The organism is Symbioplanes lichenis, assembly GCF_030709675.1.
GTDB classification, from domain to species: Bacteria; Actinomycetota; Actinomycetes; order Mycobacteriales; family Micromonosporaceae; genus Actinoplanes; species Actinoplanes lichenis.
In genome coordinates this window covers 455,410-479,583 of the sequence record NZ_JAUZQD010000003.1, presented here as the reverse complement: position 1 = coordinate 479,583, position 24,174 = coordinate 455,410, and the positions used below count along the sequence as shown (strand labels likewise).

The window sequence follows — 24,174 nt, the reverse complement described above, 5'->3', positions numbered from 1 at the left end:
CTGGCGAGTGTACCGGCCGCGGGCCCGCCGCATAGCGTGAAGCCGTGCGTGGAATTCTGCTCGCCGGTGGCACCGGCTCGCGGCTCTGGCCGATCACGAGGGCCATGTCCAAACAGCTCATGCCGATCTTCGACAAACCGATGATCTACTATCCGCTGACCACGCTGGTGTCGGCCGGGATCCGGGAGATTCTCGTGATCACGACGCCGGCGGACCAGCCCCATTTCGAGCGTTTGCTGGGCGACGGCAGCCGGCTCGGGCTCGCCATTTCCTATGCGGAACAGCCCGAACCGGACGGGATCGCCCAGGCTTTCCGGATCGGCGCCGGCTTCATCGCCGGGGAGCCGGTGGCGCTCGTGCTGGGCGACAACATCTTCCACGGCCCGGGACTCGGGCGGCAGCTGACCCGCTTCACGCGGCCGGACGGGGGGCGCGTGTTCGCCTACCCCGTGGCCGACCCGCACCGGTACGGCGTGGTCGAGTTCGACGACGCCGGCAAGGTGGTGTCCATCGAGGAGAAACCCGAGAAGCCCAAGAGTACGTACGTCGTCCCCGGCCTGTACTTCTACGACGCCGGCGTGGTGGACATCGCCGCCGGTCTCGAGCCCAGCGACCGCGGCGAACTGGAGATCACCGCCGTCAACGAGGCGTACCTGCGGCAGGGCCGGCTCGACGTGACCGTCCTCGACCGCGGCACCGTGTGGCTCGACACCGGCACGTTCCAGTCGATGGTGCAGGCCTCGGAGTACGTCCGCGTCATCGAGGAGCGCCAGGGCTTCAAGGTCGGCTGCGTCGAGGAGGCCGCCTGGCGCCTGGGGTTCATCGACGACGACCGGCTGCGGGAGCTCGCGGAGCCGTTGCTGAAGAGCGGCTACGGCGACTATCTGCTGCGCCTGCTGGCCTCCGGCCCGTACGGAGGTGTGCTGTGAAGGTGCGCCCGCTGGCCGTCGAGGGCGCCTTCGAGGTGACGCCGGTGCAGCACGGGGACTCGCGCGGCACATTCCTGGAGTGGTACCGCTTCGACGCGCTGGAAGCCGCCGTGGGCCACCGGCTCGACCTCGCCCAGGCCAACCTCTCCACGTCGGCCCGGGGCTCCGTACGCGGCATCCACTTCGCCGACGTGCCGCCGGGCCAGGCGAAGTACATCACGTGCGTGACCGGCGCGGTCCTCGACGTGGTGGTGGACCTGCGGATGGGCTCGCCCACGTTCGGCAGCTGGGAGACGGTGACGCTGGACGACATCGAACGGCGGGCGGTCTATGTGGCCGAGGGGCTGGGCCACGGGTTCTGCGCGCTGACCGAGGGCGCCACGGTGGCGTACCTGTGCTCCAGCACCTACCGGCCGGGGCACGAGCACGGCATCGACCCGCTCGACCCGGAGCTGGGCATCCCTTGGCCCGCCGCGGTTCCGCTGCTGTCCACAAAAGACGCCGCCGCGCCCTCGCTGGCGGAGGCCACCGCCACGGGCCTGTTGCCGAGCTTCGCCGAGTGTTCGGCGTTCATCGAAACAAAGCGTCGGATTTAATACAAACCAAAGCCCCGTAGGTCTATTGACGTCCGACAATCTCGCAGCTACGGGGAACGCGCGGCTTGTACGACCCGGATCGGATTCGTCCGATCCGGGCGCCTTGCCCCTGAGCGTGCTCCGCATCATCCGATTCGCCATTCGTCTCGAACGATAGGACGACGCGCGGGCGACGGATCCTTAGCAGTCTTTTAAGTAGGTCCCGGGGCACCGCCGGGGACTCGTCGCCCGGCGCCACCGCGCGCCCCGAGGGTGACCCGAGCTCTGGCTGCACCGCATCGCAGCCGATCACGGAGGACAGGCGTGCAGACGATCGACCCGTTCTCGGCTGTCGACACCATCGAGGTGAAACCACAGGTCAATCCCGCTCCCGACGCCCACTACCGGGGCGCGGCGGCGGGCTCCGCCTGGCGCACCCGCTACGTGCTGGCCGCGCTGATGGTGGACGTGGCGGTCGGCATCACCGCCGCGTCGGCGGCCCTCCTGCTGCGTTTCGGCCCGGCCCCGGCGCATCCGTTCCTGCATGAGTACTTACTGCTCACGCTGCTTTTCCCGCTGGCCTGGACGGGCGTGCTCGCACTGAATCGCGCATACGAGGCGAGACATTTGTTCGTGGGCACGGACGAATACGCACGAGTGGTCCGCTCGGGCCTGGGCCTCACCGCGACGCTGGCCATTTTCTCGTTCGCGTTCGACCTGCGGCTGGCGCGCGGATACGTGATCATCGCGGTGCCGCTGGCCACCCTGGCCGGGGTCGCCGCCCGCTTCGCCCTGCGCCGGCTGCTGCACCGCAGCTGGTCCCGGGGTGAGCGGCTGCACCGGGTCGTCCTGGTCGGGCACGCCCGGGCCGTCGCCGACATGACGCGGCGGCTGCGGCACGAGAGCCACCACGGGCTCGGGATCGTCGGCGCCTGCCTGCCGCCCGGCGCGACCGCCGAGGCGCTGCCCGGGCTGCCACCGGTCTACGGCACGTTCGAGGGTGTCGCCGCGGCCGTCGCATTGTCCGGTGCGGACACCGTGGTCGTGTTGTCCTGCCCCGAGATCGACGGTGTCGCACTGCGCCGGCTCGCGTGGCAGCTCGAACGCGACGACATCGACCTGATTCTCGCGAGCACATTGGTCGACGTGGCCGGCGACCGCACGACGATCCGCCCGGTGGACGGCCTGCCGATGCTGCACGTCGAGCACCCGCGGCTCAAGGGCAGCACCCGCGTCATCAAGGCCGCCTTCGACCGGGCCGGCGCGCTGGCGCTGCTCGTCCTCGCCGCGCCGGTGCTCGCCGTCGTGGCGCTGCTGGTGGCCTTCGGCCGGGGCGGGCGCGGCCCGGTGGTGTTCCGGCAGGAGCGGGTCGGCAAGGACGGGCAGCCGTTCACGCTCTACAAGTTCCGCACGATGGTGGTCGACGCCGAGGCGATCCTGGCCGAGCTGCGCGACCGCAACGAGAGCGACGGCGAGCTGTTCAAGATGCGCGAGGACCCGCGGATCACGCCCGTCGGCCGGTGGCTGCGCCGCTTCTCGCTGGACGAGCTGCCCCAGCTGGTCAACGTGCTCAAGGGCGACATGTCGCTGGTCGGCCCGCGCCCGCCGCTGGCCCGCGAGGTGGCCGGCTATCCGGCCGACATGCGGCGCCGGCTCGTCGTCAAGCCGGGACTGACCGGGCTGTGGCAGGTGTCGGGCCGCTCGGACCTGTCGTGGGAGGAGTCGATCCGCCTCGATCTCACGTACGTCGAGAACTGGTCCCTGGCCATGGATCTGGCCATCCTGGGCCGCACGCTGAGCGCCGTCCTGCGCAGCTCCGGAGCCTACTGACGCACACGGAAAGGCCGGTTCCCCTCGCGGGGAGCCGGCCTTTCCTGCGACAGGCGGAAGGTCAGGGAGTGGGGACCAGGGCGCTGCGCGGCGGCCGGGGCTCGTCGACGGGCGGCCACCCGGCGGACCACACGGCCCGCTCCCGCCACACCGCCGCCCAGTCCACCCCCCGCGCGCGATCCCGGCCCAGGACGGCCTTCCCGGCCGCGCGCAACCCCACCCCCGCCTTGAGGAGGGACAGCGCCAGCCGGGCGCGGGGAGACGACCAATGATTGCGTACGTACGTAGCCTTGCCGCGCAGGATCTTCACGCGCTGCCCCTCGGAGCTCGACGAGGCGCCCCCCACGTGCACGACGGCCGCATCGGACACCACCACCGGGCGCGCGCCCAGCGCCGCGGCTCGCGTGCACAGGTCGATGTCGTCGCTGTAGAGGAAGTACTGCGGGTCGAAGCCGCCCAGCTCGTCGAAGAGCCCGCGCTCGACGAGCATGCAGCACCCGGACACGGCCGGGACCTCCCGGACGCTGCTCCGGTCGTAGCCGGGCAGCCCCTCGGGGTTGAACCACGCGCTGCCCGGGAAGACGGTGGACAGCCCGGTGGCGAAACCCACGTAACCGCGCAGGCTCGGCAGGCCCCAGGCGCAGTACAGGTCGTCGGTGCCGTCGGCGTGCAGTGTGCGCCCGGTGTAGATCCGGTGCCGCGGGTGCAGCCGGGCGAAACGGGCGAGCTCGGTCACGGGGTGCCCCACCGGCACGGTGTCCGGGTTGAGGAAGAGCAGGTGCCGTCCCGTACTGGCGGCTGCTCCGCGGTTGATGCCCCGCCCCCAGCCGACGTTCTCCGCCAGGCGGATCAGCCGGACCTCCGGGAAGTCCCGGGCGATCGCACCGGCGGAGTCGTCGGAGGAGGCGTTGTCGACCACCGTGATGTCGAACGCCACGTCGGGCGTGCGGCTGGCGATCAGCTCGCGCAAACAGCGCCGGGTCAGCTCGCTGGTGTTGTAGGAGACGATGACGACGGAGACGTCGGGCCGGTTCACCGGGTTACCCCCGCGGTGCCCCGGACGCGGGTGCGCGCGCTGCCGGCCAGCAGCCGGACGGCGAACGGCACGTCGTCGACGAGATAGCGCCGCATCAGCCGGCGCGGCTCGCTGACGAGCCGGTGCACCCATTCCAGGCCGCGCTCCTGCATCCAGCCCGGCGCCCGGGAGTGCACGCCCGCCACGAAGCCGATCGCGGCGCCGCAGCCCATGAACCAGGTCTGGGGCAGCTCGGGGCGCAGCCGGGCGATGACGCGCTCCTGCTTGGGGAAGCCGAAGCCCGCGAACACGAAGTCCGGGGCGGCCCCGGCGACCTCGGCGCAGACCTCCGCGTACTCCTCGGGGCGGGTGTCGAAGCCCAGCGAGGGACTCAGCTGCCCGGCGATCTTGAGGGCCGGGAAGCGCTCGCGCAGCACGTCCGCGGCGCGCGTGGCGGTGCCGGGCTCGCCGCCGAGCAGATAGACGCTGCGGCCCGCGTCGGCCATTCCGGCGGAAAGGCTCCAGATGAGATCCGCGCCGGCCACCCGTTCGGGCAGGGGATTTCCGGCTATCCGGCTGGCCCAGACGAGGGGTTTGCCGTCGGCCACCACGATTTCGGACGATTCCAGAAGGTGCCGGGATTCGGCGTCTCGCACGACTCGCCGCAGAATGTCCACATTGGGGGTGACGATATTTCCGCCACGCCCGGCGGCCAGCTCGGCAAGCACCCGCGTGACAACCTCGGACTCACGCAGAGGGTCAAAATGGACACTAGACAACAACACCGGAACTCGTTGCGGGACAAGGGAATCGGAGGCATCCTGAGTCACCTTCACATCAGCAACCTATCGACGGAGGCGATCGGAGCAAGGCGACGTTCGGCCGATACGTGTGTCGACTATGCGATAAGCCCTCGGCCATTCGCCCCATTCCCGTCGGCCAATGCGGGCGCCAGCATCACAGCATGACCGTGAGCGTGCTGATCCCTGCCTTCAACGAGGAGGCGGGGATCGGAATTGCCCTGCGCAGGCTGTCCGGGAGCCCGGCGACGGAGATTGTCGTCGCCGCCAACGGCTGCACCGACCGCACCGCCGAGACGGCCCGGTCGCTGGGCGCGCGCGTGGTCGAGGTGGCCACGCCGTCGAAGACCGCCGCCCTCAGCGCGGCCGACCGGGTCGCCTCCGGCGACGTGCGCATCTATCTGGACGCCGACGTTCCCGCCGATCCCGAGCTGATCCGGCGGCTGGCCGAGGCCGTGACGCGGCCGGGCATCGAGGCGGCGGTCCCCCGGCCCGTCGTCGACGCGTCCCACAGCTCGTGGCCGGTGCGGGCCTATTACGCCGTCAACGCGCGCCTGCCGGTCTTCCGCGGGCGGCTGTTCGGGCGAGGCGTCATCGCGCTCTCCGCGGCGGCCCGGGCCCGGTTCACCGACTTCCCGCCGCTGACCGCCGACGACATGTTCCTCGACGCGATCGTCGCGCCCGCCGAGAAGGCAGAGATCGACGTGCCGGTACGCGTGATCGCGCCGCGCACGGCCGGCGACCTGATCCGCCGGGTAGCCCGGGCCCGCGACGGCAACGACGAGTTCCAGCGCTGGCTGGCGACGAGCCCGTTCCGCACGGCCGTGACGCCCGACAACACGTCGTGGCTGCGGGACGTCGTGCTGCGCCGGCCGTGGCTCGCCCCGGCGGCGGTGGTCTACGTCGCCGTCGTGCTGCTGGCCGAGCGCAAACGGCGGTCGCCGTCGTGGGACGTGCGGTCGGGCTGGGGGCGTCCGGCGATCCCGGGGCAGCGCCGCGCGGACGACTCCCTGGCGAAGCGGCCGTGACGGGCACCCGCACCCGGATCGTCATCACTGCCGGCGCCGCCGTCGTCCTGCTGGCCGCGGCCCTGACGGTCGCCGTTCTCCGGCGCGACGACAAGCCGGTGGCCACCCCGGCGCCGAGCCGGGCCGCCTCGGTCTCGTTCTTCGCCGCCACGGACACCGCCGGGGCCACCATGGATCCGGCCGAGCGCCCGGTGGAGCTGGGCCTGCGGTTCGCCACCCGGCAGGCGGGGACGCTGACCGCCGTACGCTTCCTCAAGGCCGACGGCGACCTCGGACCGCACCGCGTCACGCTGTGGACGGGCAAGGGCGAGAAGCTCGCCTCGGCCGACGTCGAGCGGGAGTCGCCCGCCGGCTGGCAGGAGGTGGCGCTGCCCGCACCGGTCGGTCTCGAGCCCGGCCGCGAGTACGTCGTCTCGTACCACACGTCGCGCTATAAGGTGAGCGCCGGCTGGTTCGCCGACCGGGCGGCCGAGGCGGGACCGCTGGTGACGTCCGGGGCGGGGCTCTACGCGTACGGGGAGGGCGACTTCCCCACGCAGAGCTTCTCGTCCAGCAACTACTGGGTCGACGTGGTGTTCGTACCCGGCATGGCGGCGCCGAGCGTCGTCCCCCCGCAGGCGGCCGCGGCGACCGACCTCGACCTGCCGCGCGTGCCGTGGGAGGGCGGTCCCGGCTACTACGCCAAGTACGCGAAGAAGTGGACCGATCCGGATTTCTTCCCGATCGGCGTCTGGTACGAGGGCGTCCACTCCCAGGCCGACATCGACCTGGACCGGTCGGCGGGGCTCAACACCTACGTGATGCTGACCGCCGACTCCGACCTGAAGCTGATCCGGAGCAACGGCATGCACGCGATGACGGCCGACAAGCGCCCCGGCAGCGGGGACGAGACCACCGCGTGGATCCTCAACGACGAGGTCGACATGTGGGCGGGCGCCGGCACCGGCGCGTGGAGCGGCAAGTATCCCGGCGAGGGCCCGCCCTGCCGCTCGGGCAAGCAGGACTGCGGCTTCGACGTCATGACGAAGCTGGCGCGGGATCTGCCGTCCGGCGACGGGCGCATGCGCTACGCCAACTTCGGCAAGGGCATCATGTTCTGGCAGTCCGACGCCGACGCGAGCAAGTTCGTCAACGCGTGGACCACGGTCGTGTCCAACGACGTCTACTGGTACACCGATCCGAACGTCTGCGGATCCCCCTCCGAGGGGCCGCGCCTCGGCGTCACCCCGGACACCTGCCGCCGGGCCGCCAACTACGGGTTGACGATGGACCGGATGCGCGAGGTCGACGCGATGGACGGCAAACGCCAGCCGGTGTACGCGTTCGTCGAGGTCGGCCATCCGTTCGAGGACGCCGATGCCCCGACCATCACGGGCGACCAGATCGCCGGGGCGGTCATGAACTCGATCGTCCACGAAGCACGCGGCGTCCTCTACTTCAACCACAACTTCGGCGGCGACTGCGTCTCCCAGCACGTGCTGCGCGACGCCTGCGGTGCCCAGGTGCGGCCGGTCGTCACCGAGCTCAACCGGCGCATCCGCGAGCTGGCGCCGGTGCTCAACACCCAGTCGTACGAGTTCGAGCTCAACCCGGCGCTCGACACGATGATCAAGGCGCACGACGGCTCGTTCTACGTCTTCGCCATGCCGGGCCGCGAGGGCGGGACGGGCGAGCAGAAGCTGACCCTCCCCCTCGGCGTCACCGGCTCCTCGGCCGAGGTCATGTTCGAGGACCGCGAGGTGCCGATCGCGGGCGGCGCGATCACGGACACCTTCGCCCAGGAGTTCTCGTACCACATCTATCGCATCAAAGCCTGAGCGGCGACACTGAAGCAGACCACCACTATTGAGGGGTAGAAGTGGATTTTTGGGACCTTACCAAGCTGATGTTCCGGCGTTGGTATGTCTCCGTGCCCCTGTTCCTCGTGGCGATCGGCGCCACCGGATTCGTCGCCTCCCGGGTGGAGCCGGACTACGTGGCGACCAGCTACGTCCAGCTCGTGCCGCCGGCGATCACGCCCAAGGCGGTCGACGACACCAAGGCCAGCGCCCGTAACCCGTGGCTCGACCTGGGGCTGGCCTCGCTGACCAAGGCCGGCATGATCTCGGTGCAGGACCAGAAGGTCGTCAAGCAGCTGCACGACGCCGGCTTCAGCGACGACTTCACGGCGACGCAGGACCCGCAGCTGCCGATCGTCACCTTCGAGGTCATCGGCGACGACGAGGCGCAGGCCACCCTGACGTCGGAGCGGCTCATCAAGCACTTCTCCGACACGGTGGGGACGCTGCAGAAGGACTACGGCGCCCCGAAGGACCAGATGATCACCGCGCGGCGGCTGGACCTGGGCGACAACATCGAGGAGTCGACCTCGAAGGTCAAGCGGGCGCTCATCGCGGTCGCCGGGGTCGGGGCCCTGCTCGCCGCGGCGCTGACGGTGGCCGCCGACGCCCTGCTGCGCCGCCGCTCCCGCAAGAAGGCCGCTCCGGCGGAGACACCCACGCCTGCGCCCGAGGTTCCGGCCGTGGCCAGCGTCCTGCCCAAGCAGCGGACGGCCGTGGCGGCCGGCTCCCCCGCACCGGCGGCTTCCGCCGGCGACGAGACGCAGGTCATTTCCCGGCCGCCGGGCGAGGAGACCGTCGTGCTGCCGTCACCCGGCGGCGCCAACGGAAGCAAGCGTCCTTGAGCGTCCTGCCGCACCCGACCGACCTCGAGCCGTCGCTGCTCGCCCCGGCCACCTACGCGAGCCGGCGACGCTTCACCAAGCTCGACGCGGCGGGCCTGCTCAGCCTCATGGTGGTCCTGATCATGCTCATCCCGGCCCGGCTCATCATCCCGGCGCTCAGCGAGGTCGGGCGCCCGGCCGTGCTGCTCGGCATCGGGCTCTGGTGCTGGTGGGTGCTGGTCCGCTTCAACCCGCGGCTCATGGTCGGCGGCCCGCAACCCCTGCGGTGGACCGTCCTGGCCTACATGGTCGCGCTGCTCATCTCGTACGCGGCCGGCTACTGGCGCGGCCTGACGGCCATGGAGGCCAACGGGGCCGACCGGGCACTGCTGGCGGCGCTGGCCTTCACGGGTGTCATCCTGACGGCGGCCGACGGGATCCCGAACTGGGACCGGCTGCGCGGGGTGCTGCGCGTGCTCGTGTGGTGCGCCACGGTCGTCGCCTTCCTGGGTCTCGTGCAGTTCGCCTTCTGGCTCGACTTCACGCAGTACATCTCGATCCCGGGGCTCTCCTCCAACGGCGTGGAGCCCGGTTTCGAGCTGCGCGGCGGGGCGATCCGGGTGGCGAGCACGATGACGCACTACATCGAGTTCAGCACGGTCATGGCCATGACGCTGCCGTTCGCCATCCACTTCGCCCGGTTCGCCCCGCACCGGCGGACCCGGCAGCTCTTCGCCGTCGCCGCGGTCATCGTCGCGGCGGCCGTCCCGGCGACGGTCTCCCGCACGGGTTTCGTGGCCATCGGCATCGCCCTGCTCGTCATGCTGCCGGTGTGGGGCTGGCGGATGCGCTACAACATGGCCGCCATCGGAGTCGTCCTCGTGACCGGCCTGATGCTCGTGCGCCCGTCGCTCATGAATACGCTTGTCGATCTCTTTGCCAACGCCGGCACCGACACGAGCATCACCACCCGCACCAAGCGGTACGAAATGGTGGGCTATTACTTCTCGCAAAGGCCGTGGTTCGGGCGCGGCACCGGCACCTGGATCTCCCCGCAGTATCAATTTCTCGACAATCAATGGCTCGCCCAGGCCTTGAGCACCGGCGTCGTGGGCGTGGCCATGCTGGCCGTTCTGCACCTCTCCGCGATCGCGCTGGCGTGGATCGCGGCGCGCCGGGCGGCGACGGCCGAGGACCGGCACCTGTGCACCGCGCTCATCGCCACGCAGCTCATCGCGCTGGTGGTGGCCGCCTTCTTCGACTCGCTCAGCTTCAGTACGTACACCATGGTGCTGGCCCTGACGGTCGGCCTGACCGGTGCCGTGTGGCGGCTGACGCACCCGGCCCGGATGGTCCGCACGACACTTCCGCGAAAATTGCTCGCCTGACGACCGGCGATTGTGGACCGAATGGCCGAGTCACACCGGAGCACGCGGCGATAGCTTCACGACGGGGGCCTTTCCGGGGGCCGGCGTGGGGGAGAAACATCATGACAACCAATCGGGGTCTTTCCTTTGTCGTGGCCGTCGTGCTCGGCCTGGCGGGAGGTGCGTTCGTGACCACCACGGCCGCCGCGGCGGATCCATGTGCGCCCGTCGTCAATCCGATCGTGTGCGAGAACAGCCAACCGGGCTCGCCCAAGGAGGAGTGGGACATCCTCGGGGCGGGCGACGAGTCGATCCAGGGCTTCGGCACCGACATCAGCGTCGACGCCGGCCGGCGGATCGACTTCAAGATCAAGACGGACGCGCTCGACTTCGACATCGACGTCTACCGGCTCGGCTGGTACGACGGCAAGGGCGCCCGGCACATCACCCCGCTGACCCCGGACGTGGCGGTCGCCAACGACCAGCCCGACTGCGCCACCAACGCGACGACCAGCATCTTCGACTGCGGCGAGTGGGGCGTCACGGCCTCGTGGGACGTCCCGGCGAGCCAGGTGTCGGGGGTCTACATCGCCAAGCTGACGCGCCCCGACACCGGCGGCGCGAGCCACATCATCTTCGTGGTGCGCAACGACGCGAGCACCTCGGACCTGTTCTTCCAGACCTCGGACGCGACGTGGCAGGCGTACAACCTCTACGGCGGCGCCGACTTCTACGAGGGCGGGGAGAACGGGCGGGCGTACAAGACGAGCTACAACCGCCCGTTCGCGACCCGCGGCGCGATGCAGGGGCGGGACTTCTTCTTCAGCGCCGAGTACCCGATGGTGCGGTTCCTGGAGCGCAACGGCTACGACCTGAGCTACACCACGAACGTCGACAGCGACCGGCGCGGGCAGCTCATCTCCAACCACAAGGTGTTCGTCACCAACGGGCACGACGAGTACTGGTCCGCGGCGCAGCGCCTGCACGTGGAGCAGGCCCGCGACGCCGGGACGCATCTCGCCTTCTTCAGCGGCAACGACGTCTACTGGCGGACCCGCTACGAGCCGAGCACCGCCGGGGATCCCACCCCGTACCGGACGTTGACGTGTTACAAGGAGACGTGGGCGGAGACGGACACGCTGGATCCCACGGGCGAGTGGACCGGGACGTGGCGGGACCCGCGGTTCAGTCCCCCGGCCACGGGCGGCGGGAACCCGGAGAACGCGCTGATCGGAACGGCGTACATGGCCAACTCCACCGACCTGCCGATGACCGTGCCCGCCGCGCAGGGCAAGTACCGGCTGTGGCGCAACACCACGGTCGCCGATCTGACCTCGGGGCTGGCGACGCTCGCCCCGCACACCGTCGGCTACGAGTCGAACGAGGACCTGGACAACGGCTTCCGGCCCGCCGGGCTGATCCGGCTGTCCACCACCACCGGCCCGACCCCGGAATACCTGCTGGACTGGGGCAAGAACGTCGCGGCGGGCACGACGACCCACCACATGACGATGTACCGGGCGGCCAGCGACGCGCTGGTGTTCTCGGCCGGCACCATCCAGTGGGCGTGGGGGCTCGACGACTACCACGACGGTGACGTCCAGCCGGTCGACGAGCGGATGCAGCAGGCGACCGTCAACCTCTTCGCCGACATGGGCGTGCAGCCGGCGACGCTGATGGGCTCGCTCGACCCGGCGACGGCGTCGGCGGACACGACGGCGCCGACGGTGTCCATCACCTCGCCCGCCGCGACCACGACGGTCGCCAACGGATCCCAGGTGACGCTCTCCGGCTCGGCGAGCGACGTGGGCGGACGTGTGGCGGGCGTCGAGGTGTCCACCGACGCGGGCGTCAGCTGGCACCCCGCGACCGGGACGACCTCCTGGACGTACAGCTTCCACACGACCGGCCTCGGCGCGCAGGTGGTGCAGGTCCGGGCGATCGACGACAGCGTGAACATCGGCGCCCCGGCGACCCGGCAGTTCATGCTCACCGGCAAGAACACGCTCTTCGGCGACCGGGTGCCCGGCACCACCGCGGCCGGCGACGCCACGGCGCTGGAGCTGGGCGTGAAGTTCGTGCCCGGCGTCGAGGGGTTCGTCACGGCGCTGCGGTTCTACAAGGGCCCGGGCAACACGGGGACGCACACCGGCAGCCTGTGGAACGCCGACGGGGACCGGCTGGCGACGGGCATCTACACCGGCGAGACCGCCAACGGCTGGCAGACGCTCAAGCTGGCGAAGCCGGTCGAGGTGCAGCCCGGGAGTACGTACGTCGTCTCCTACTTCGCCCCGAACGGGCACTACGCGGCCGACGCGAAGGCCCTCGCCCTCACCGACGGGAAGGCCGGCCCGCTGACCGTGCCCCGGTCGGCGACGACCGGCGGCAACGGCGTCTTCGGCTACGGGGCGGGCTTCCCGCAGCGCAGCTACGACGACACGAACTACTACGTGGACGTGCAGTTCATCTCCAGCGCGAGCGCCCCGCCGGCGCCCGTGGCGACCACGCCGCTCGACAACGCCAGCGGCGTGGATCCCGCGGTGCACCCGGCCGTGGTGTTCACCAAGCCTCTGGCCGCCTCGACCATCGACTTCACGGTCAAGGACGGGACGGGCGCCGCGGTGGACGGGACCGTGGCCTACAGCGCGGCGACGAAGACGGCCACCTTCACGCCGGCGGATCCGTTGCGGGCGGCCACGTCCTACACCGCCCGGGTCACGGCGACCGACACGAACGGCATCGCGACCGAGGAGCCGGTCACGTGGACGTTCACCGTCGATCTGGATCCCTCGGTCAAGAAGTTGTTCGCGAACGACGCCACGCCGGCGGTGGCGAGCAGCGACGAGACCGCGCCGATCGAGGTGGGCACCCGGTTCGTGCCGCTGACCAGCGGGAAGATCGTCGGGCTGCGCTACTACCAGGGCCCCGGCAACACGGGCACCCACACCGGCACGCTCTGGTCGGCCTCGGAGCAGGTGCTGCGGCAGGTCACCTTCGGGCCGGGGTCGGGCAACGGCTGGCAGACGGCCGTGTTCAGCAGTCCGGTGGAGGTCGAGGCGGGCGGGTCGTACGTGATCTCCTACTTCGCGCCCAACGGCGGGTACGCGTACACGTCCAACTTCTTCGGATCGGCCCGGACCAACGGGCCGCTGCGCGCGCCCGGCGGGGCCAACGGTGTCTTCCGGTACGGATCCAGCGGCTTCCCGGCGCAGTCCTACGGCTCGGCGAACTACTGGGTGGACCCGCTCTTCCTGCCCGACGACGACGCCGCGCCCACGCCCGTCCCGGACGGCGTGACCGTCTTCGGCGCCGGTGACCTCCCGGTGGATGTCGAGTACGCCGACGAGGATCCCATCAACGTCGGTGTGCGCATCATCCCGGACGTGGACGGGACGATCACGGGCATGCGCTTCCACAAGGGCCCGGGCAACATCGGCAAGCACGTCGGCACGCTGTGGACCGCGGACGGCGACCCGATCACCTCGGCCACCTTCGGCGGGGAGACGGCGTCCGGCTGGCAGTCGGTCCGCTTCCCGACACCGGTGGCGGTCACCGCCGGAACGACCTATGTGGTCAGCTATCACACGGCGGCCGGGCGCTACTCGGCCACCATCAACGGTTTCGCTCAGGCCGGCGTCGTCAACGTGCCGCTGCGCGTCCCGCAGAGCGGCGGGATGTTCGGCTACGGGACCAACGGCTTCCCGGGGCAGGGATCCAACCACAACTTCTGGGTCGACGTGTACTTCGTGGAGTAGGGAATCTATGTCGCAAACGCTCGCCTCGAGGGCGGGCCGGGCGCTGGGGTTCAGTTTCGCCAGCACCGCGCTCGCCCGCCTGGGCACCCTGGCCATCGGGGTCGCCCTGGCCCGGATCCTCGGACCGCAGGAGTTCGGCACGTTCGCGGTCGCCATGGTGGCGCTGCTGGCCGTGCTGAGCTTCAACGAGCTCGGCGTCTCGCTCGCGATCGTGCGCTGGCCCGGGGATCCCCGCGCCGTCGTCCCCACGGTCGCCACGATCTCCATCGCCGCCAGCGCCGTCGTCTACGCGGCGTGCTGGCTGGGCGCCCCCGCGTTCGCCGGTCTCATGGGCTCCCCCGACGCCGCTCCGGTCGTCCGCGTGCTGGCGCTCTGTGTGCTCGTGAACGGCATCGTCGCCGCGCCGGCCGCGCTGCTGCAACGGCACTTCCGGCAGGACCGCAAGATGATCGCCGACCAGGTCACCACGTGGCTCGGGTCCTTCGTGTCGATCGGCTGCGCGCTGGGCGGGCTCGGCGCCATGAGCCTCGCGTACGGGCAGCTCACCGGCGCGGTCCTCGGCGGCGTCCTGCTCGCGGTGTTCGCCCCGGCCGGCCTGCGTGCCGGCTTCGACCGCGCCACGGCCCGCAAGCTGCTGCGCTTCGGCCTGCCCCTGGCCGGCTCGAGCATCATCGTCTTCGCCGTCGCCAACATCGACCGCCTGCTCGTCGGCGCGGTCCTCGGCCCGGTGCCGCTGGGTTTCTACGTCCTGGCCGTCAACCTGTCCAACTGGCCGGTCACCATGTTCTCCCAGCCGGTCCGCGCGGTGGCCCCGGCCGCGCTGGCCCGCCTGCAGCACGACCCTGCATCCATGCGCGCCACCTTCTTGTCCACCGCGGGGCTCCTGACCTCCCTCACCATGCCGGTGTGCGTCCTGCTCGCCGTGGCCGCCGATCCGCTCATCCGCCTGGTCTACGGCTCGACGTGGGGGCCGGCGGCCGACGTGCTCCCGTGGCTGGCCCTGCTGGGCGCGCTGCGCATCGTCTTCGAGCTGATCTACGACTACTTCGTGGTGCTCGCCGACACCCGCGTGGTCTTCACCGTCCAGGTCATCTGGCTGGTCTCCCTCGTGCCCGCCGTCTGGCTCGGCGCCCGCTCCGGCGGCTCCCCGGGCGCGGCGGCGGCCCAGTTCGCGGTCGGCCTCGCCGTCGTCCTCCCCCTTTACCTGTACGAACTCCGGCGCGCGGGCATCGCCCCGCGCGCGTTCCTGGGCCGGCTGGCCGGGCCCACCCTGGGCAGTCTCGTGGCCGCCGGGCTCGCCTGGTCGGTGGGCCGGGCCGTGCCCACCGACCTCGGCTCGCTGGCCGCGATGGGCGTGGTGGGCGCCGCCGTGCTGGCCCTGCTGCTCCACCGGTCGCGGGCAGCGCTGCGCTCCCTGCGCTCGGTCGGACAGTAGGCTGGCCCGGTGACCGACTTCCGTGCCGCCGTGGAGGCCCGTGATCCCGACGCCATCGCGGCGACCCTGGCCGAGACCGTGGTGTTCCGCAGCCCGGTGGCCTTCAAGCCCTACCCCGGCAAGGCGCTCACCGCGGCGATCCTGCGCGGCGTGCTGCGCGTCTTCGAAGACTTCCACTACGTCCGCGAGCTGAGCGGCGACCGGGACCACGCGCTGGTCTTCGCGGCCCGGATCGGCGACGTGGCCGTCGAGGGCTGCGACTTCCTCCACCTGGACGACGACGGCCTGATCGACGAGTTCACCGTCATGGTCCGCCCCCTGTCCGCCGCCCAGGCGCTGGCCGCCGCGATGGCCGCCCAGTTCGACCGGATCCAGCGCGAGGCCGCCACCACCTGAGAGACGGGCGGGGGACGCTCAGGGCAGGGGGGATCCGGCGACCGGATCGAGCAGCACCTCCTCGACGCCGAGGATGTCGCCGACGTCGAAGCCGTCCATGTCCGCCGCCAGCTCCGGGCTCGGAAGGTAAGCGGCGGTGAACTCGGCGGGACCGGTGCCCTCCCGGAACGAGAGCAGGGCGAACAGCCGGGGCGCACCGCCCTGGTGCTCGGTCCAGAAGCCCTGCACGGTGACGCCGAACGCGGGCATGCTGGTGAGGTGGCGCGGCCAGTGCACGGTGGCGTACCGCTGGAGCGCCTCCGCCGTGCGCAGGGTGTAGATCCGGAGCTGATACATGAGCTACGCTCCCGCGCGGGCTGCGCCCGCGGCCTCGATCGCCGACGCGAAGTCGGGCCCGGCCCCGAGCTGCGCGAGCAGCACGTTCGCCGAGTTGTAACAGGCGAACCGCTCGATCTTCCCGTCCCGGAGGTACCACAGGTCCGCCGTCGGCACGTCGATCCGGTGACCGGTCGGCGGGATCTCGCCGGCCGGGGTCGGGAACACGCCGCGATGCGTGCCCTGGATGCGGAGCTCGACGGCGACGACGTCACCGAGCGCGTGCACTCCGAGCAGCTCGCGGTGGACGTCGGGGAACACGCCGGCGAAGCCCGCCAGCGCCTGCGGGATCTCGTCCCCGCGGAAGGTCAGCGCGTTCGGCACGTCGTTGAACGTCCCGTCCTCGGTGAACAGGGCGCGGAAACCGGCTCCGTCGAGCACGTCTCCCTCCGCCAGCCGGTACGCCTCGCGCACGATCTCTTCGTTACTTGCCATGTCAGCTTCTCCTTGAGGTGCGGTAGCCAAGAACGACGCCAGCGCCGGTTTCGGACAGGATCGCCGGGCTGCGGCCGGCCCAGCCTCCGCCTGGCCGCACGCCGCGAACACCCACATACCGCCGGTATGAGGGCGCCCGCGGCGCACACCCAGACGAAACCTGGACTCGGCCTCGCTCCGACGCCCCGTCCGAAGCCGACGCTAGCAAGTTTTTGACTGGACGGACAATAACGTAAGATTGATCACGTGGCCCGGCCCCGGAAGTTCGTCGAGAGTGATGTCGTCAGCAGCGCCAGCGAGGTGTTCGCGGTGCGCGGCCTGGCCGCCGCGACGCTGGACGACCTGGTGCGGGCGACCGGTCTGGGCAAGCAGAGCCTCTACAACGCGTTCGGCGGGAAGCGGGAGTTGTTCTTCCGGGCGCTCTCCGAGGACCGTGAGGAGGCGGCGCGCGCGGTCTCCGAAGCGCTGGCCCACGACGATGCCTCGCCGCTGGAACGCATCCGGGGTCATCTGCTCGTGCTGGCGATCGAGTTCAGCAGCAGCGATCGGCGGGTTTCGCTGACCACGCGCGCGCTGGTCGAGTCGACCGGCGAGGAGGACGGGCTGTCGACGGCCGCCCGGGCCGGCATCGACCAGCTCGCCGAGGTCTACGCCGCCTGCCTGGAGCACGCCCGCGAGGAGAAGGAGATCCCGGCGGACGCCAACGTGCAGTCGCTCGCCATGTACTTCGTCTCCGTCACCCGGGGCATGGAGTTGCTCGGCCGCGCCGGGGTCGGCCGCGCCGCGCTGACCGCGGTCGCCCTCGACGCGCTGCGCGTGCTGCAGGGCGAGAGCGGCGCCCGCCACGGTGACCCGGCCCGCCGCGACTGAGAGGCCGGATGGCGGCGGCGCCTCCGGTGAAGCGGGGTGAACGGGTCGAACGTGCCGGGGTAGCACGCAGCGGTCATCACGCCAGGTTAGCCGGGGCTGCCGGGGGCATCAGGCGGGGCATGATGAGCGAGGCGGTGCTGCGAGCCGGGGTGGCGGAGCTGACAGGACGTGAGCCGCTTTTCGCCCGGGTGGTCGAGCGGCACGGGTTTCCGTTGTTGTGGGGGCGGGAGCCGGGCTTCGGGACGCTCGTGCACATCTTGCTGGAGCAGCAGGTGTCGCTGGCCTCGGCGCGGGCGGCGTACGAGCGGCTTCAGCAGCTCGCGGGCCCGGTGACGGCCGGCAGTCTGCTGGCGCTCAGCGACGAGCAGTTGCGGGCGGCGGGCTTCAGCCGGCAGAAGGCGCGGTACGCGCGGGCGCTGGCGACGGCGGTCGACGACGGTGACCTGGTGCTGGAGATGCTCGGCGAGCTCGAGGACGACGACGTCGACCGCGCCTTGCAGAGGGTGCCGGGCATCGGGCCGTGGACGTCGTCGGTCTACCGGTTGTCGGCGCTGGGGCGACCCGACGCGTGGCCGGTCGGGGATCTGGCCGTGGCCGCCGGCATCGCCGAGTTGTGGCAGCTGCCGAGGGTGCCCACCGCGGCGGAGGCGCAGGAGAGAGCCGGGGCGTGGCGGCCCTGGCGGGCGGTGGCGGCGCGCCTGTTGTGGCAGCACTACCTCGGAGAAAGAAGGGCGGCGATCACGACCCGCTCGCCGGGGAAGACGTCGAGCGACCGGCCCGCCGGACGCAGGTAGAGCGACTCGTAGTCCGAGCCGCCCAGGTCGGCCAGGATCGTGAACCCGAGCCCGGACAGGGCGGACGGCTCGAAGGCGGTCTGCCAGTGCAGCCGGCGCCGCCAGCCGGACTGGCGCGGATCCTCGAAGACACCCCGCGGCAGATACGTGAAGATGAACCGGCTTCCGGGCGGCAGCGACCCGGCGTACGCCAGCACGTGCTCCAACGACGGCAAGTACATGCTCACCGCCTCGCACAACACCAGCACCGGCGCCTCGGTCAACGCGGGGACGGGCTGCCGCGCGAGGTCGATCGGGGCGTACCGGACGTGACCCGGCAACGCCCCGAGGGCGCGTACCACCGCGGCCTTCTTGATTTCCTGAACGCGCGGCAGGTCCAGCTCCCAGACGTCGCAGGAAAACATCCGATAGGCCCGCGTATCCATGCCCGCGCCGAGGATGACCACATGGGCGAGTCCTGTATCCAAGGCTTCGCGGCACGCGTCGTCGATCGCCCGCGTACGGCAGACGACCGCGCCGTAGAAGCCCGGGCCCGCGCGCTCCAGGGTGCGCAGGAAGCCCTCGCGCAGCAGGCGGTGGCGGGCGACGACCGCGGGCCAGCCGGTCAGGAAGCGCTCGGCGAGCGGGTCGTCGACGAGCGGCGGGGAGGCGTACCGCTCCAGCGCCCGCATGAGGCCGGCGCCGGTGGCAGTGTCCTCCACCGAGGTCATTCCGGGGCCCGGTAACCGATCATCCAGTGCGGGCGCAGGCGGTACATGCGGATGTCCGGTCCCCAGGTCAGCGGCGAGGATCCGTAGTGGGCCGTCCAGTGCTCGATGATCTCCGTGAAGCCCGGATCGTCCTGGGTCAGCTCCTCCGCCTGCCCATGGCTGAAGACCGCCAGCTTCTCGCCGTCCACGTGGGCCACGCTGACGGCCGGGCGCTTGCGCAGGTGAACAGCCTTGGCGGCGGTGCCGGACGTGCCGAAAGTCCACGTGCCGTGCAGGAAGTGGCCGTCCAGCGCGCTGATCCGGGGCTCGCCGGCGGCGGTCACGGTGGCGACGCTGAGCACCTTCATGCCGGTCAGCAGGCGGACGAGGTCGGCGGCGGTCGCGGCGCGGTCGTCGTTGACGATCTCGCGCAGGTGGCTGGTCGCGCCCGCGCGCGACTTGTCGAGCAGCTCCTGCAGGGCCGCGACTTCGGATGGCGTCTCCAGCACCACCTCACGCTAGCGTTTCAGCGCCGACTGGGCGAGGGTCGCGGCGTTGAAGTCGTCGCGCCGCTGAGTGCCGCGGAGGGCCTCGTACTTGCGATTGATCTTGTACGCGAGCAGGCCCGCCGCGGATCCCGCCATGGTGGATAGCCCGGAGCGGCGGCCGGTCAGCGCCGCGCGATAGATGTCGAGCTGGACGTCGGCGGCGTGCTGCAGGCTGAACCGCTCGACGGCGAGGTCGCGGCCGTACTGGCCGAGTTTGGCGCGCAGGATCGGGTCGTCGAGCAGCCGCAGCAGTGCCGCCCGCAGCCGCTCGGCGCCGCCCGTCCCGTCGCCGAGGCCGTACCAGCCCTGGTGCAGGAAGAGATCGACGGTGTCCGGCGTCAGCAGCTCCCAGAAGCCCCGCTCGCCCTGCACCACCAGCGGACGGCCGAACGACAGGGCGCGCAGCGCGGAGCTGCCCATCCCGAGCATGACGTCGGCTGCCGCGTACGCGGGCCGGGGATCCCGCAGCTCGCCGGTGAGCACGACCGCCCGCCGCCCCGCCCGGGCGTTCGCGGCGTCGGCCCGCGACTGGACCTCGGCGCGGGCGGTGCCGTCCCCGGCGACGATCAGGCGCACGGGCCGCGTGGCGCCCAGCTCCCCGATCACGTCGATGGCCGTGAGCACCCCCTCGAGCTTGAGTTCCGGCACGAGCCGGCTGACGACCGCGATGTCCACGAAGTCGCCGTCGAGCCCGTACGTGCGCCGGAAGTCCTCGACGGGGAACCCGGGCGCGTTGGTGCGCACGTCCACCGGGGGCTCGATGAGATACACCGGGCCGGGACGGCGGGCGGCGGTGTGCTCGCGCAACGCCTCGGTGCCCACCACGAGCGGCATCCGCGCCGGCAGGAAGGGCGCCACGGCCATCGACATGATCGTGCACACGGCGGCGGCATGTGGATCCCGGAAGGTGGCCGCCGCCGCCTCCAGCGCGGGCGGCCATTCGTAGCCGTGCACGATGTCGAACGAGCGCGTCCGGACCAGCTCGCGGATCTGCCGGACGAGCGCCGGGGCGGGCCTCCGGTGATAGCCGTCGAGCGGCACGAACTCCAGGCCCAGGCTGTCGATCAAGCCGGTGAGCGGGCCGGGGTCGCCCATGACGGTCACCTCGTGGCCGAGGTCGCGGATCGTCGCGCCCAGCTCGATCGCGTTGATCTGGCTGCCGCCGATCTCCAGCGAGTGCGGGAAGACCAGGATTCTCACGGCGTCTCCTGACATAGGCCGGCCAGCCGGGCGAGCGCGCCCGCGCGGTGGGTCCAGGTGTGCCGGGCGGCGAGCTCCCGCCGCTGCCGGATCAATACGGGCGTACGCGCCCGGCCCAGCGCCCCCCGCACGGCGGCCGCGAAATCGGCGGCGCCGGCGGCCACGGTGACCAGCGACGAGCCGAGCCACTCGTTGGCGGGCAACGGGGTGGACACGACATCGCGCCCGGCGGCCAGATACTCCAGCGTCTTGAGCGGGAAGCTGGCGCGGTTGAACGCGGTGTCGGCATAGGGCGTCAGCCCCACGTCGATGACCCGCAGATAGCCGGGCAGCTCGGCGAACGCCTTGGGGCCGGTGTGGATGACGTTGGGCCGGCCGGCCAGGGCCGAGAAGCGCGCGGCCTGGTAGCCGGGGGCCACGGGACCGACGATCAGCAGCGAGCAGCCGGTGTCCGCGACCGCTTCGAGCAGGGACAGGTCGATGCGGTCGTTGACGTAGCCCACGAACCCGGCGACCGGGCCGGTCAGGGTGGCGTCGGCCGGCACCGGGGCGGTGTCCACGCCCGCGTAGGCGCCGGGGTCGCAGCCGGTGGGGACCACGGTCGCAGTGACGCCGAGGGCGGCGTACCGGTCGCCGAGGGGACCCGAGACGGCGGCGACCGCATCCGCGCGCCGCAGGACCGCATCCTCCTGGGCGACGATCCGCTCGCGGGGGATGCCGAACAGCTCGGCCCCGGCGACCAGGTCGTCGGTGGCGTAGAAGACGGTCCGGCGGGCAGGCACCGCGCCGAGCAAGGGTTCCGTGCGGGTGGTGACCATCGCGGCGACCGGGGTCCGCGACTCGCCGTAGAGCGTGGCGGCGGCGCTGCGGATCGCCCGGCGCATCAGGGGCGGCACGAGGCGGTGGGCGCCCGGGCGGTACATGCCGGGCGTGACCCGGGGCGCGAGGCGGGCGAGGCCGGGGCGCAGCACGCTCAGCGGCGGCAGCTTCCACGACTCGGCGAGCTGGGGGTTGCGCAGCCGGGTCAGCGCGGACACCGGCGGGTCGACGTAGAGCACCGGGGTCAGCCGGGACAGCTCGTCGGCGACGTGCCGATCCGTGCCGGCCGGCCCGTCGTAGCGGGTGCTGGCGACGTAGACGAGCAGGTCGCCGCGCGACCCGCCGAGCTTGTCGGTCACTGTTCTCCCCCGAGGTTTCACCGGACGACCGCCGGCGACCAGGCGTCGTGGACAAAGATCGCGGGCGCACCCGAGCCGTCGGCCGGGACCCGCCAGATGTCGCTGGTCGCGGTGCCCTCGCCCGCGCGGGCCAGCCCGTAGAGCACGGTCCGGTCGTCGAGCCACTCGGCCTGGTCGTCCACGCTGCGCGTCTCGGCCAGCAGGGTCTCGGCGCCGGTGCGCAGGTCGAGCACGGCGAGCCGCCACTGGCCGGCGGGCAACTTCCCGTGCTTCTTGTACGCCACCCGTGTCCCGTCCGGCGACAGTGACGGGCATTCGACGTCGGCGTGCCGCGCTGTCATCGTCTTCCGGCTCAGGCTGCCCTCGACGAGCCACGTCTTCCCGCCCGACGCCGCCGTCGCGTAGAACCGGTCGCCGCCCGCGAACGTCACGCCCCAGAAATTGCGGTCGGGGCTGGTGACGCGGCGCCCGTCCACGGTCAGGGCGAAAGTCTCCAGATCCCCCGCCCCGGTCACCACCGTACGCGTGGAGAACTGCCCCGGATTCGCGTACGAGTCCCCGAACACGAACGTCGTCGTCGCCGCGTACGCCCCGTCGCGCGACAACCGCGTGCGGCTCGGAATGCCGGTGAGCGGCAGATCCCGTACGGGCGCCCAGCTCTGGTCGAGCAGTTGGGCCCGATACTTGGTCACCAGTCCCCGCTCGGCGGACAGGCACACCGCGCCGGTGCCCGTGGCGTAGACCCGCTCGCAGTGCGCCGGGGTGAACGCCCGGGGTCCGTCCGGCGCGTCGAGGGATACCAGAGCCACCGAACCGTATCCCTGTCCCAGCGCGGTGCTGCGGAAGACCAGATGCGGTGCGTCCCGGACGGCGGCGGCGTCGTCCCGGGTCGGCACCGCGGGGGCCGCCCGTAGCTCGTCGGCCTGCCGCGTCCGCTCGTGCCACACGTAGCCGCCCGCACCGGCCAGGACCACGGCGACGACGGCCCCGAACGCCACCACCCGCCACCGGTCACTCATGGCCGACGCCTCGCACCAGGAAGCCCGCCGCCGGGACGGCCGCCACGAGCAACCCCGCGAAGAGCAGCAGCGACGCCCCCGGCCCCTGCAAACTCCACAGCAGGCCGAAGAGCAGCGACGACGCGAAGCGGGCCAGGGCCACCACGGTCTGCGCGGCCGCGATCCCGCTCCCCCGCGCCTCGTCCGGGACGAGCCGGCTCACCAGGGCGGGCAGCACCCCGTCGGTCGCGGCGTAGAACGTGCCGAGCAGCAGCAGGACGCTCAGCGTCAGCCCGAAGCCGCCGGTCGGCAACGCGGCGAGCAGATAGCAGGCGAGCAGCGCCCCGTGCCCGGCGACGAGCACCCGGGCCCGCCCCACCCGGTCGGCGAGCCGGCCCAGCGGCACGGCGAGCGCCAGGTACGCGACGTTCGTCCCCACGTACAGCAACGGGAACCAGCCGGCGGCGAGGTCGTCCCGTTCCGTCAGCGAGAGATAGAGAAAGCCGTCCCCGACGGTGAGCAGCCCGAGCATCCCGGCGGCCAGCAGCGGCCGGCGCAACGGACGGCCCGCGATCGCACGCAGCGCCCGCCGCAGCCCGATCCGCGCGGCGCCCGTGGCCGGGCGCAGGTTCGGCACGAAGAGCACCAGCACGGCCAGCCCGAGCAGCGCGAACCCGAAGGACACCACGAAGATCGAGTCGTAGCTGCCCGGTACGGACGCCAGCAACGCGAACGCGACCAGTGGACCCAGGGCGGCGCCGGCGGTGTCCAGGGCCCGGTGCACGCCGAACGAGCGGCCCAGCGCGCCCGGGTCGGACGCCTCCGCGATCAGCGCGTCGCGCGGCGCCGTGCGCAGGCCCTTGCCCAGCCGGTCGCCGGTCACCACGGCGGTGATCGCGGCGAACCCGGTCGCGGGCAGCATGGCCAGCCGGCTGAGCGCGGACGCGCCGTAGCCCAGCACGGCGACCCACTTGGGCTGCCCGCCGCGGTCGCCGGCATAACCCCCGGCGATCCGGACGAACGCGCTGACGCCCTGGTAGATCCCGTCGAGGAAGCCGTACGCCAGGGGGCTGAGCCCGACCGCGGCGGTCAGATAGAGCGGCAGCACCGAGGCGACCATCTCCGACGACACGTCGGTGAGCAGGCTGACGACGCCGAGCAGCACGACCGTCGAGGAGACCCGCCGGACGACCGTGCCGGTGCGAGCGTCCGCGCCCGGCCGGTCCCGCAACGTCACGTACACGTGGTCCCCCTTCCCGTCCTCACGCTAATGGCGCCTGGTGCCGGTTTCCGCC

General features: G+C 71.8%; 22 protein-coding genes. 12 read left to right on the top strand and 10 right to left on the bottom strand.

Translation table 11 applies throughout. From position 1 onward, the window contains the following. Positions 1–44 precede the first annotated feature (44 nt). The 3 genes from rfbA to RAN62_RS09280 all read left to right on the top strand — a co-directional run bounded on the left by rfbA (position 45) and on the right by RAN62_RS09280 (position 3,334). Positions 45–929, top strand: coding sequence for a glucose-1-phosphate thymidylyltransferase RfbA (rfbA, locus tag RAN62_RS09290; protein WP_305784110.1), 885 nt, complete (start codon positions 45–47; stop codon positions 927–929). Beyond that, positions 926–1,525: a dTDP-4-dehydrorhamnose 3,5-epimerase family protein gene (locus RAN62_RS09285; RefSeq protein WP_305784109.1), complete on the top strand. Its 600-nt coding sequence runs from the start codon at positions 926–928 to the stop codon at positions 1,523–1,525. The genes rfbA and RAN62_RS09285 overlap by 4 nt, the downstream gene beginning before the upstream one ends. Positions 1,526–1,828: 303 nt before the next feature. Then, entirely contained in the window at positions 1,829–3,334 is a 1,506-nt protein-coding gene (locus RAN62_RS09280) for a sugar transferase (protein WP_305784108.1), read from the top strand. Positions 3,335–3,395: 61 nt separating this feature from the next. On the opposite strand, the gene RAN62_RS09275 is transcribed toward RAN62_RS09280, so the two are convergent. Both RAN62_RS09275 and RAN62_RS09270 read right to left on the bottom strand, forming a co-directional pair. Then, positions 3,396–4,370, bottom strand: a complete 975-nt coding sequence (locus RAN62_RS09275; RefSeq protein ID WP_305784107.1) for a glycosyltransferase family 2 protein — start codon at positions 4,368–4,370, stop codon at positions 3,396–3,398. Next, positions 4,367–5,134 (bottom strand): WecB/TagA/CpsF family glycosyltransferase, encoded by a 768-nt coding sequence (locus RAN62_RS09270; protein WP_498371876.1) that lies wholly within the window; start codon positions 5,132–5,134, stop codon positions 4,367–4,369. The genes RAN62_RS09275 and RAN62_RS09270 overlap by 4 nt, the downstream gene beginning before the upstream one ends. 179 nt (positions 5,135–5,313) lie before the next feature. On the opposite strand from RAN62_RS09270, the gene RAN62_RS09265 reads away from it, so the two are divergent. The 7 genes from RAN62_RS09265 to RAN62_RS09235 all read left to right on the top strand — a co-directional run bounded on the left by RAN62_RS09265 (position 5,314) and on the right by RAN62_RS09235 (position 15,792). Beyond that, complete coding sequence (locus tag RAN62_RS09265; RefSeq protein WP_305784105.1) at positions 5,314–6,177, top strand: glycosyltransferase; 864 nt, start codon at positions 5,314–5,316, stop codon at positions 6,175–6,177. Beyond that, positions 6,174–7,994, top strand: coding sequence for a DUF4082 domain-containing protein (locus tag RAN62_RS09260; protein ID WP_305784104.1), 1,821 nt, complete (start codon positions 6,174–6,176; stop codon positions 7,992–7,994). Before RAN62_RS09265 ends, RAN62_RS09260 begins: the two co-directional genes overlap by 4 nt. Positions 7,995–8,086: 92 nt before the next feature. Further along, positions 8,087–8,860 (top strand): hypothetical protein, encoded by a 774-nt coding sequence (locus tag RAN62_RS09255; RefSeq protein ID WP_305784103.1) that lies wholly within the window; start codon positions 8,087–8,089, stop codon positions 8,858–8,860. After that, a complete protein-coding gene (locus RAN62_RS09250) occupies positions 8,857–10,227 on the top strand; it encodes an O-antigen ligase family protein (RefSeq protein ID WP_305784102.1) in 1,371 nt (456 codons plus the stop codon). Before RAN62_RS09255 ends, RAN62_RS09250 begins: the two co-directional genes overlap by 4 nt. 101 nt (positions 10,228–10,328) lie before the next feature. Beyond that, positions 10,329–13,961, top strand: a complete 3,633-nt coding sequence (locus tag RAN62_RS09245; protein WP_305784101.1) for a DUF4082 domain-containing protein — start codon at positions 10,329–10,331, stop codon at positions 13,959–13,961. A gap of 7 nt (positions 13,962–13,968) precedes the next feature. Beyond that, the gene (locus tag RAN62_RS09240; RefSeq protein WP_305784100.1) at positions 13,969–15,396 is read left to right on the top strand and encodes a lipopolysaccharide biosynthesis protein; all 1,428 of its coding nucleotides are present in this window, start codon (positions 13,969–13,971) and stop codon (positions 15,394–15,396) included. Between the two features lie 9 nt (positions 15,397–15,405). Beyond that, positions 15,406–15,792, top strand: a complete 387-nt coding sequence (locus RAN62_RS09235) for a nuclear transport factor 2 family protein (RefSeq protein WP_305784099.1) — start codon at positions 15,406–15,408, stop codon at positions 15,790–15,792. A gap of 18 nt (positions 15,793–15,810) precedes the next feature. Here RAN62_RS09235 and RAN62_RS09230 read toward each other — a convergent pair whose 3' ends face one another. Together RAN62_RS09230 and RAN62_RS09225 are read right to left on the bottom strand one after the other, a co-directional pair. Continuing rightward, positions 15,811–16,128 carry an NIPSNAP family protein gene (locus RAN62_RS09230; RefSeq protein ID WP_305784098.1) on the bottom strand — a complete coding sequence of 106 codons (318 nt, stop codon included), beginning with the start codon at positions 16,126–16,128 and terminating at the stop codon, positions 15,811–15,813. A gap of 3 nt (positions 16,129–16,131) precedes the next feature. After that, the gene (locus tag RAN62_RS09225; protein WP_305784097.1) at positions 16,132–16,602 is read right to left on the bottom strand and encodes an ester cyclase; all 471 of its coding nucleotides are present in this window, start codon (positions 16,600–16,602) and stop codon (positions 16,132–16,134) included. Positions 16,603–16,848: 246 nt separating this feature from the next. On the opposite strand from RAN62_RS09225, the gene RAN62_RS09220 reads away from it, so the two are divergent. Together RAN62_RS09220 and RAN62_RS09215 are read left to right on the top strand one after the other, a co-directional pair. Further along, entirely contained in the window at positions 16,849–17,472 is a 624-nt protein-coding gene (locus RAN62_RS09220) for a TetR/AcrR family transcriptional regulator (RefSeq protein ID WP_305784096.1), read from the top strand. A gap of 122 nt (positions 17,473–17,594) precedes the next feature. Further along, positions 17,595–18,266: a DNA-3-methyladenine glycosylase family protein gene (locus RAN62_RS09215; RefSeq protein WP_305784095.1), complete on the top strand. Its 672-nt coding sequence runs from the start codon at positions 17,595–17,597 to the stop codon at positions 18,264–18,266. On the opposite strand, the gene RAN62_RS09210 is transcribed toward RAN62_RS09215, so the two are convergent. The 6 genes from RAN62_RS09210 to RAN62_RS09185 are packed head-to-tail and all read right to left on the bottom strand — an operon-like array spanning position 18,185 to position 24,122. Then, positions 18,185–18,967: an SAM-dependent methyltransferase gene (locus RAN62_RS09210; RefSeq protein ID WP_305784094.1), complete on the bottom strand. Its 783-nt coding sequence runs from the start codon at positions 18,965–18,967 to the stop codon at positions 18,185–18,187. The genes RAN62_RS09215 and RAN62_RS09210 overlap by 82 nt on opposite strands. A gap of 5 nt (positions 18,968–18,972) precedes the next feature. Continuing rightward, positions 18,973–19,464 (bottom strand): pyridoxamine 5'-phosphate oxidase family protein, encoded by a 492-nt coding sequence (locus tag RAN62_RS09205; protein ID WP_305784093.1) that lies wholly within the window; start codon positions 19,462–19,464, stop codon positions 18,973–18,975. Between the two features lie 9 nt (positions 19,465–19,473). Beyond that, on the bottom strand, positions 19,474–20,703 hold the full coding sequence (locus RAN62_RS09200) for a glycosyltransferase family 4 protein (protein ID WP_305784092.1): 1,230 nt from the start codon (positions 20,701–20,703) through the stop codon (positions 19,474–19,476). Next, positions 20,700–21,881 carry a glycosyltransferase gene (locus tag RAN62_RS09195; protein ID WP_305784091.1) on the bottom strand — a complete coding sequence of 394 codons (1,182 nt, stop codon included), beginning with the start codon at positions 21,879–21,881 and terminating at the stop codon, positions 20,700–20,702. Before RAN62_RS09195 ends, RAN62_RS09200 begins: the two co-directional genes overlap by 4 nt. Before the next feature lie 17 nt (positions 21,882–21,898). After that, positions 21,899–22,900, bottom strand: a complete 1,002-nt coding sequence (locus RAN62_RS09190) for a TolB family protein (RefSeq protein WP_305784090.1) — start codon at positions 22,898–22,900, stop codon at positions 21,899–21,901. Further along, positions 22,893–24,122, bottom strand: coding sequence for an MFS transporter (locus RAN62_RS09185; RefSeq protein WP_305784089.1), 1,230 nt, complete (start codon positions 24,120–24,122; stop codon positions 22,893–22,895). The genes RAN62_RS09190 and RAN62_RS09185 overlap by 8 nt, the downstream gene beginning before the upstream one ends. Between the last annotated feature and the right edge of the window lie 52 nt (positions 24,123–24,174).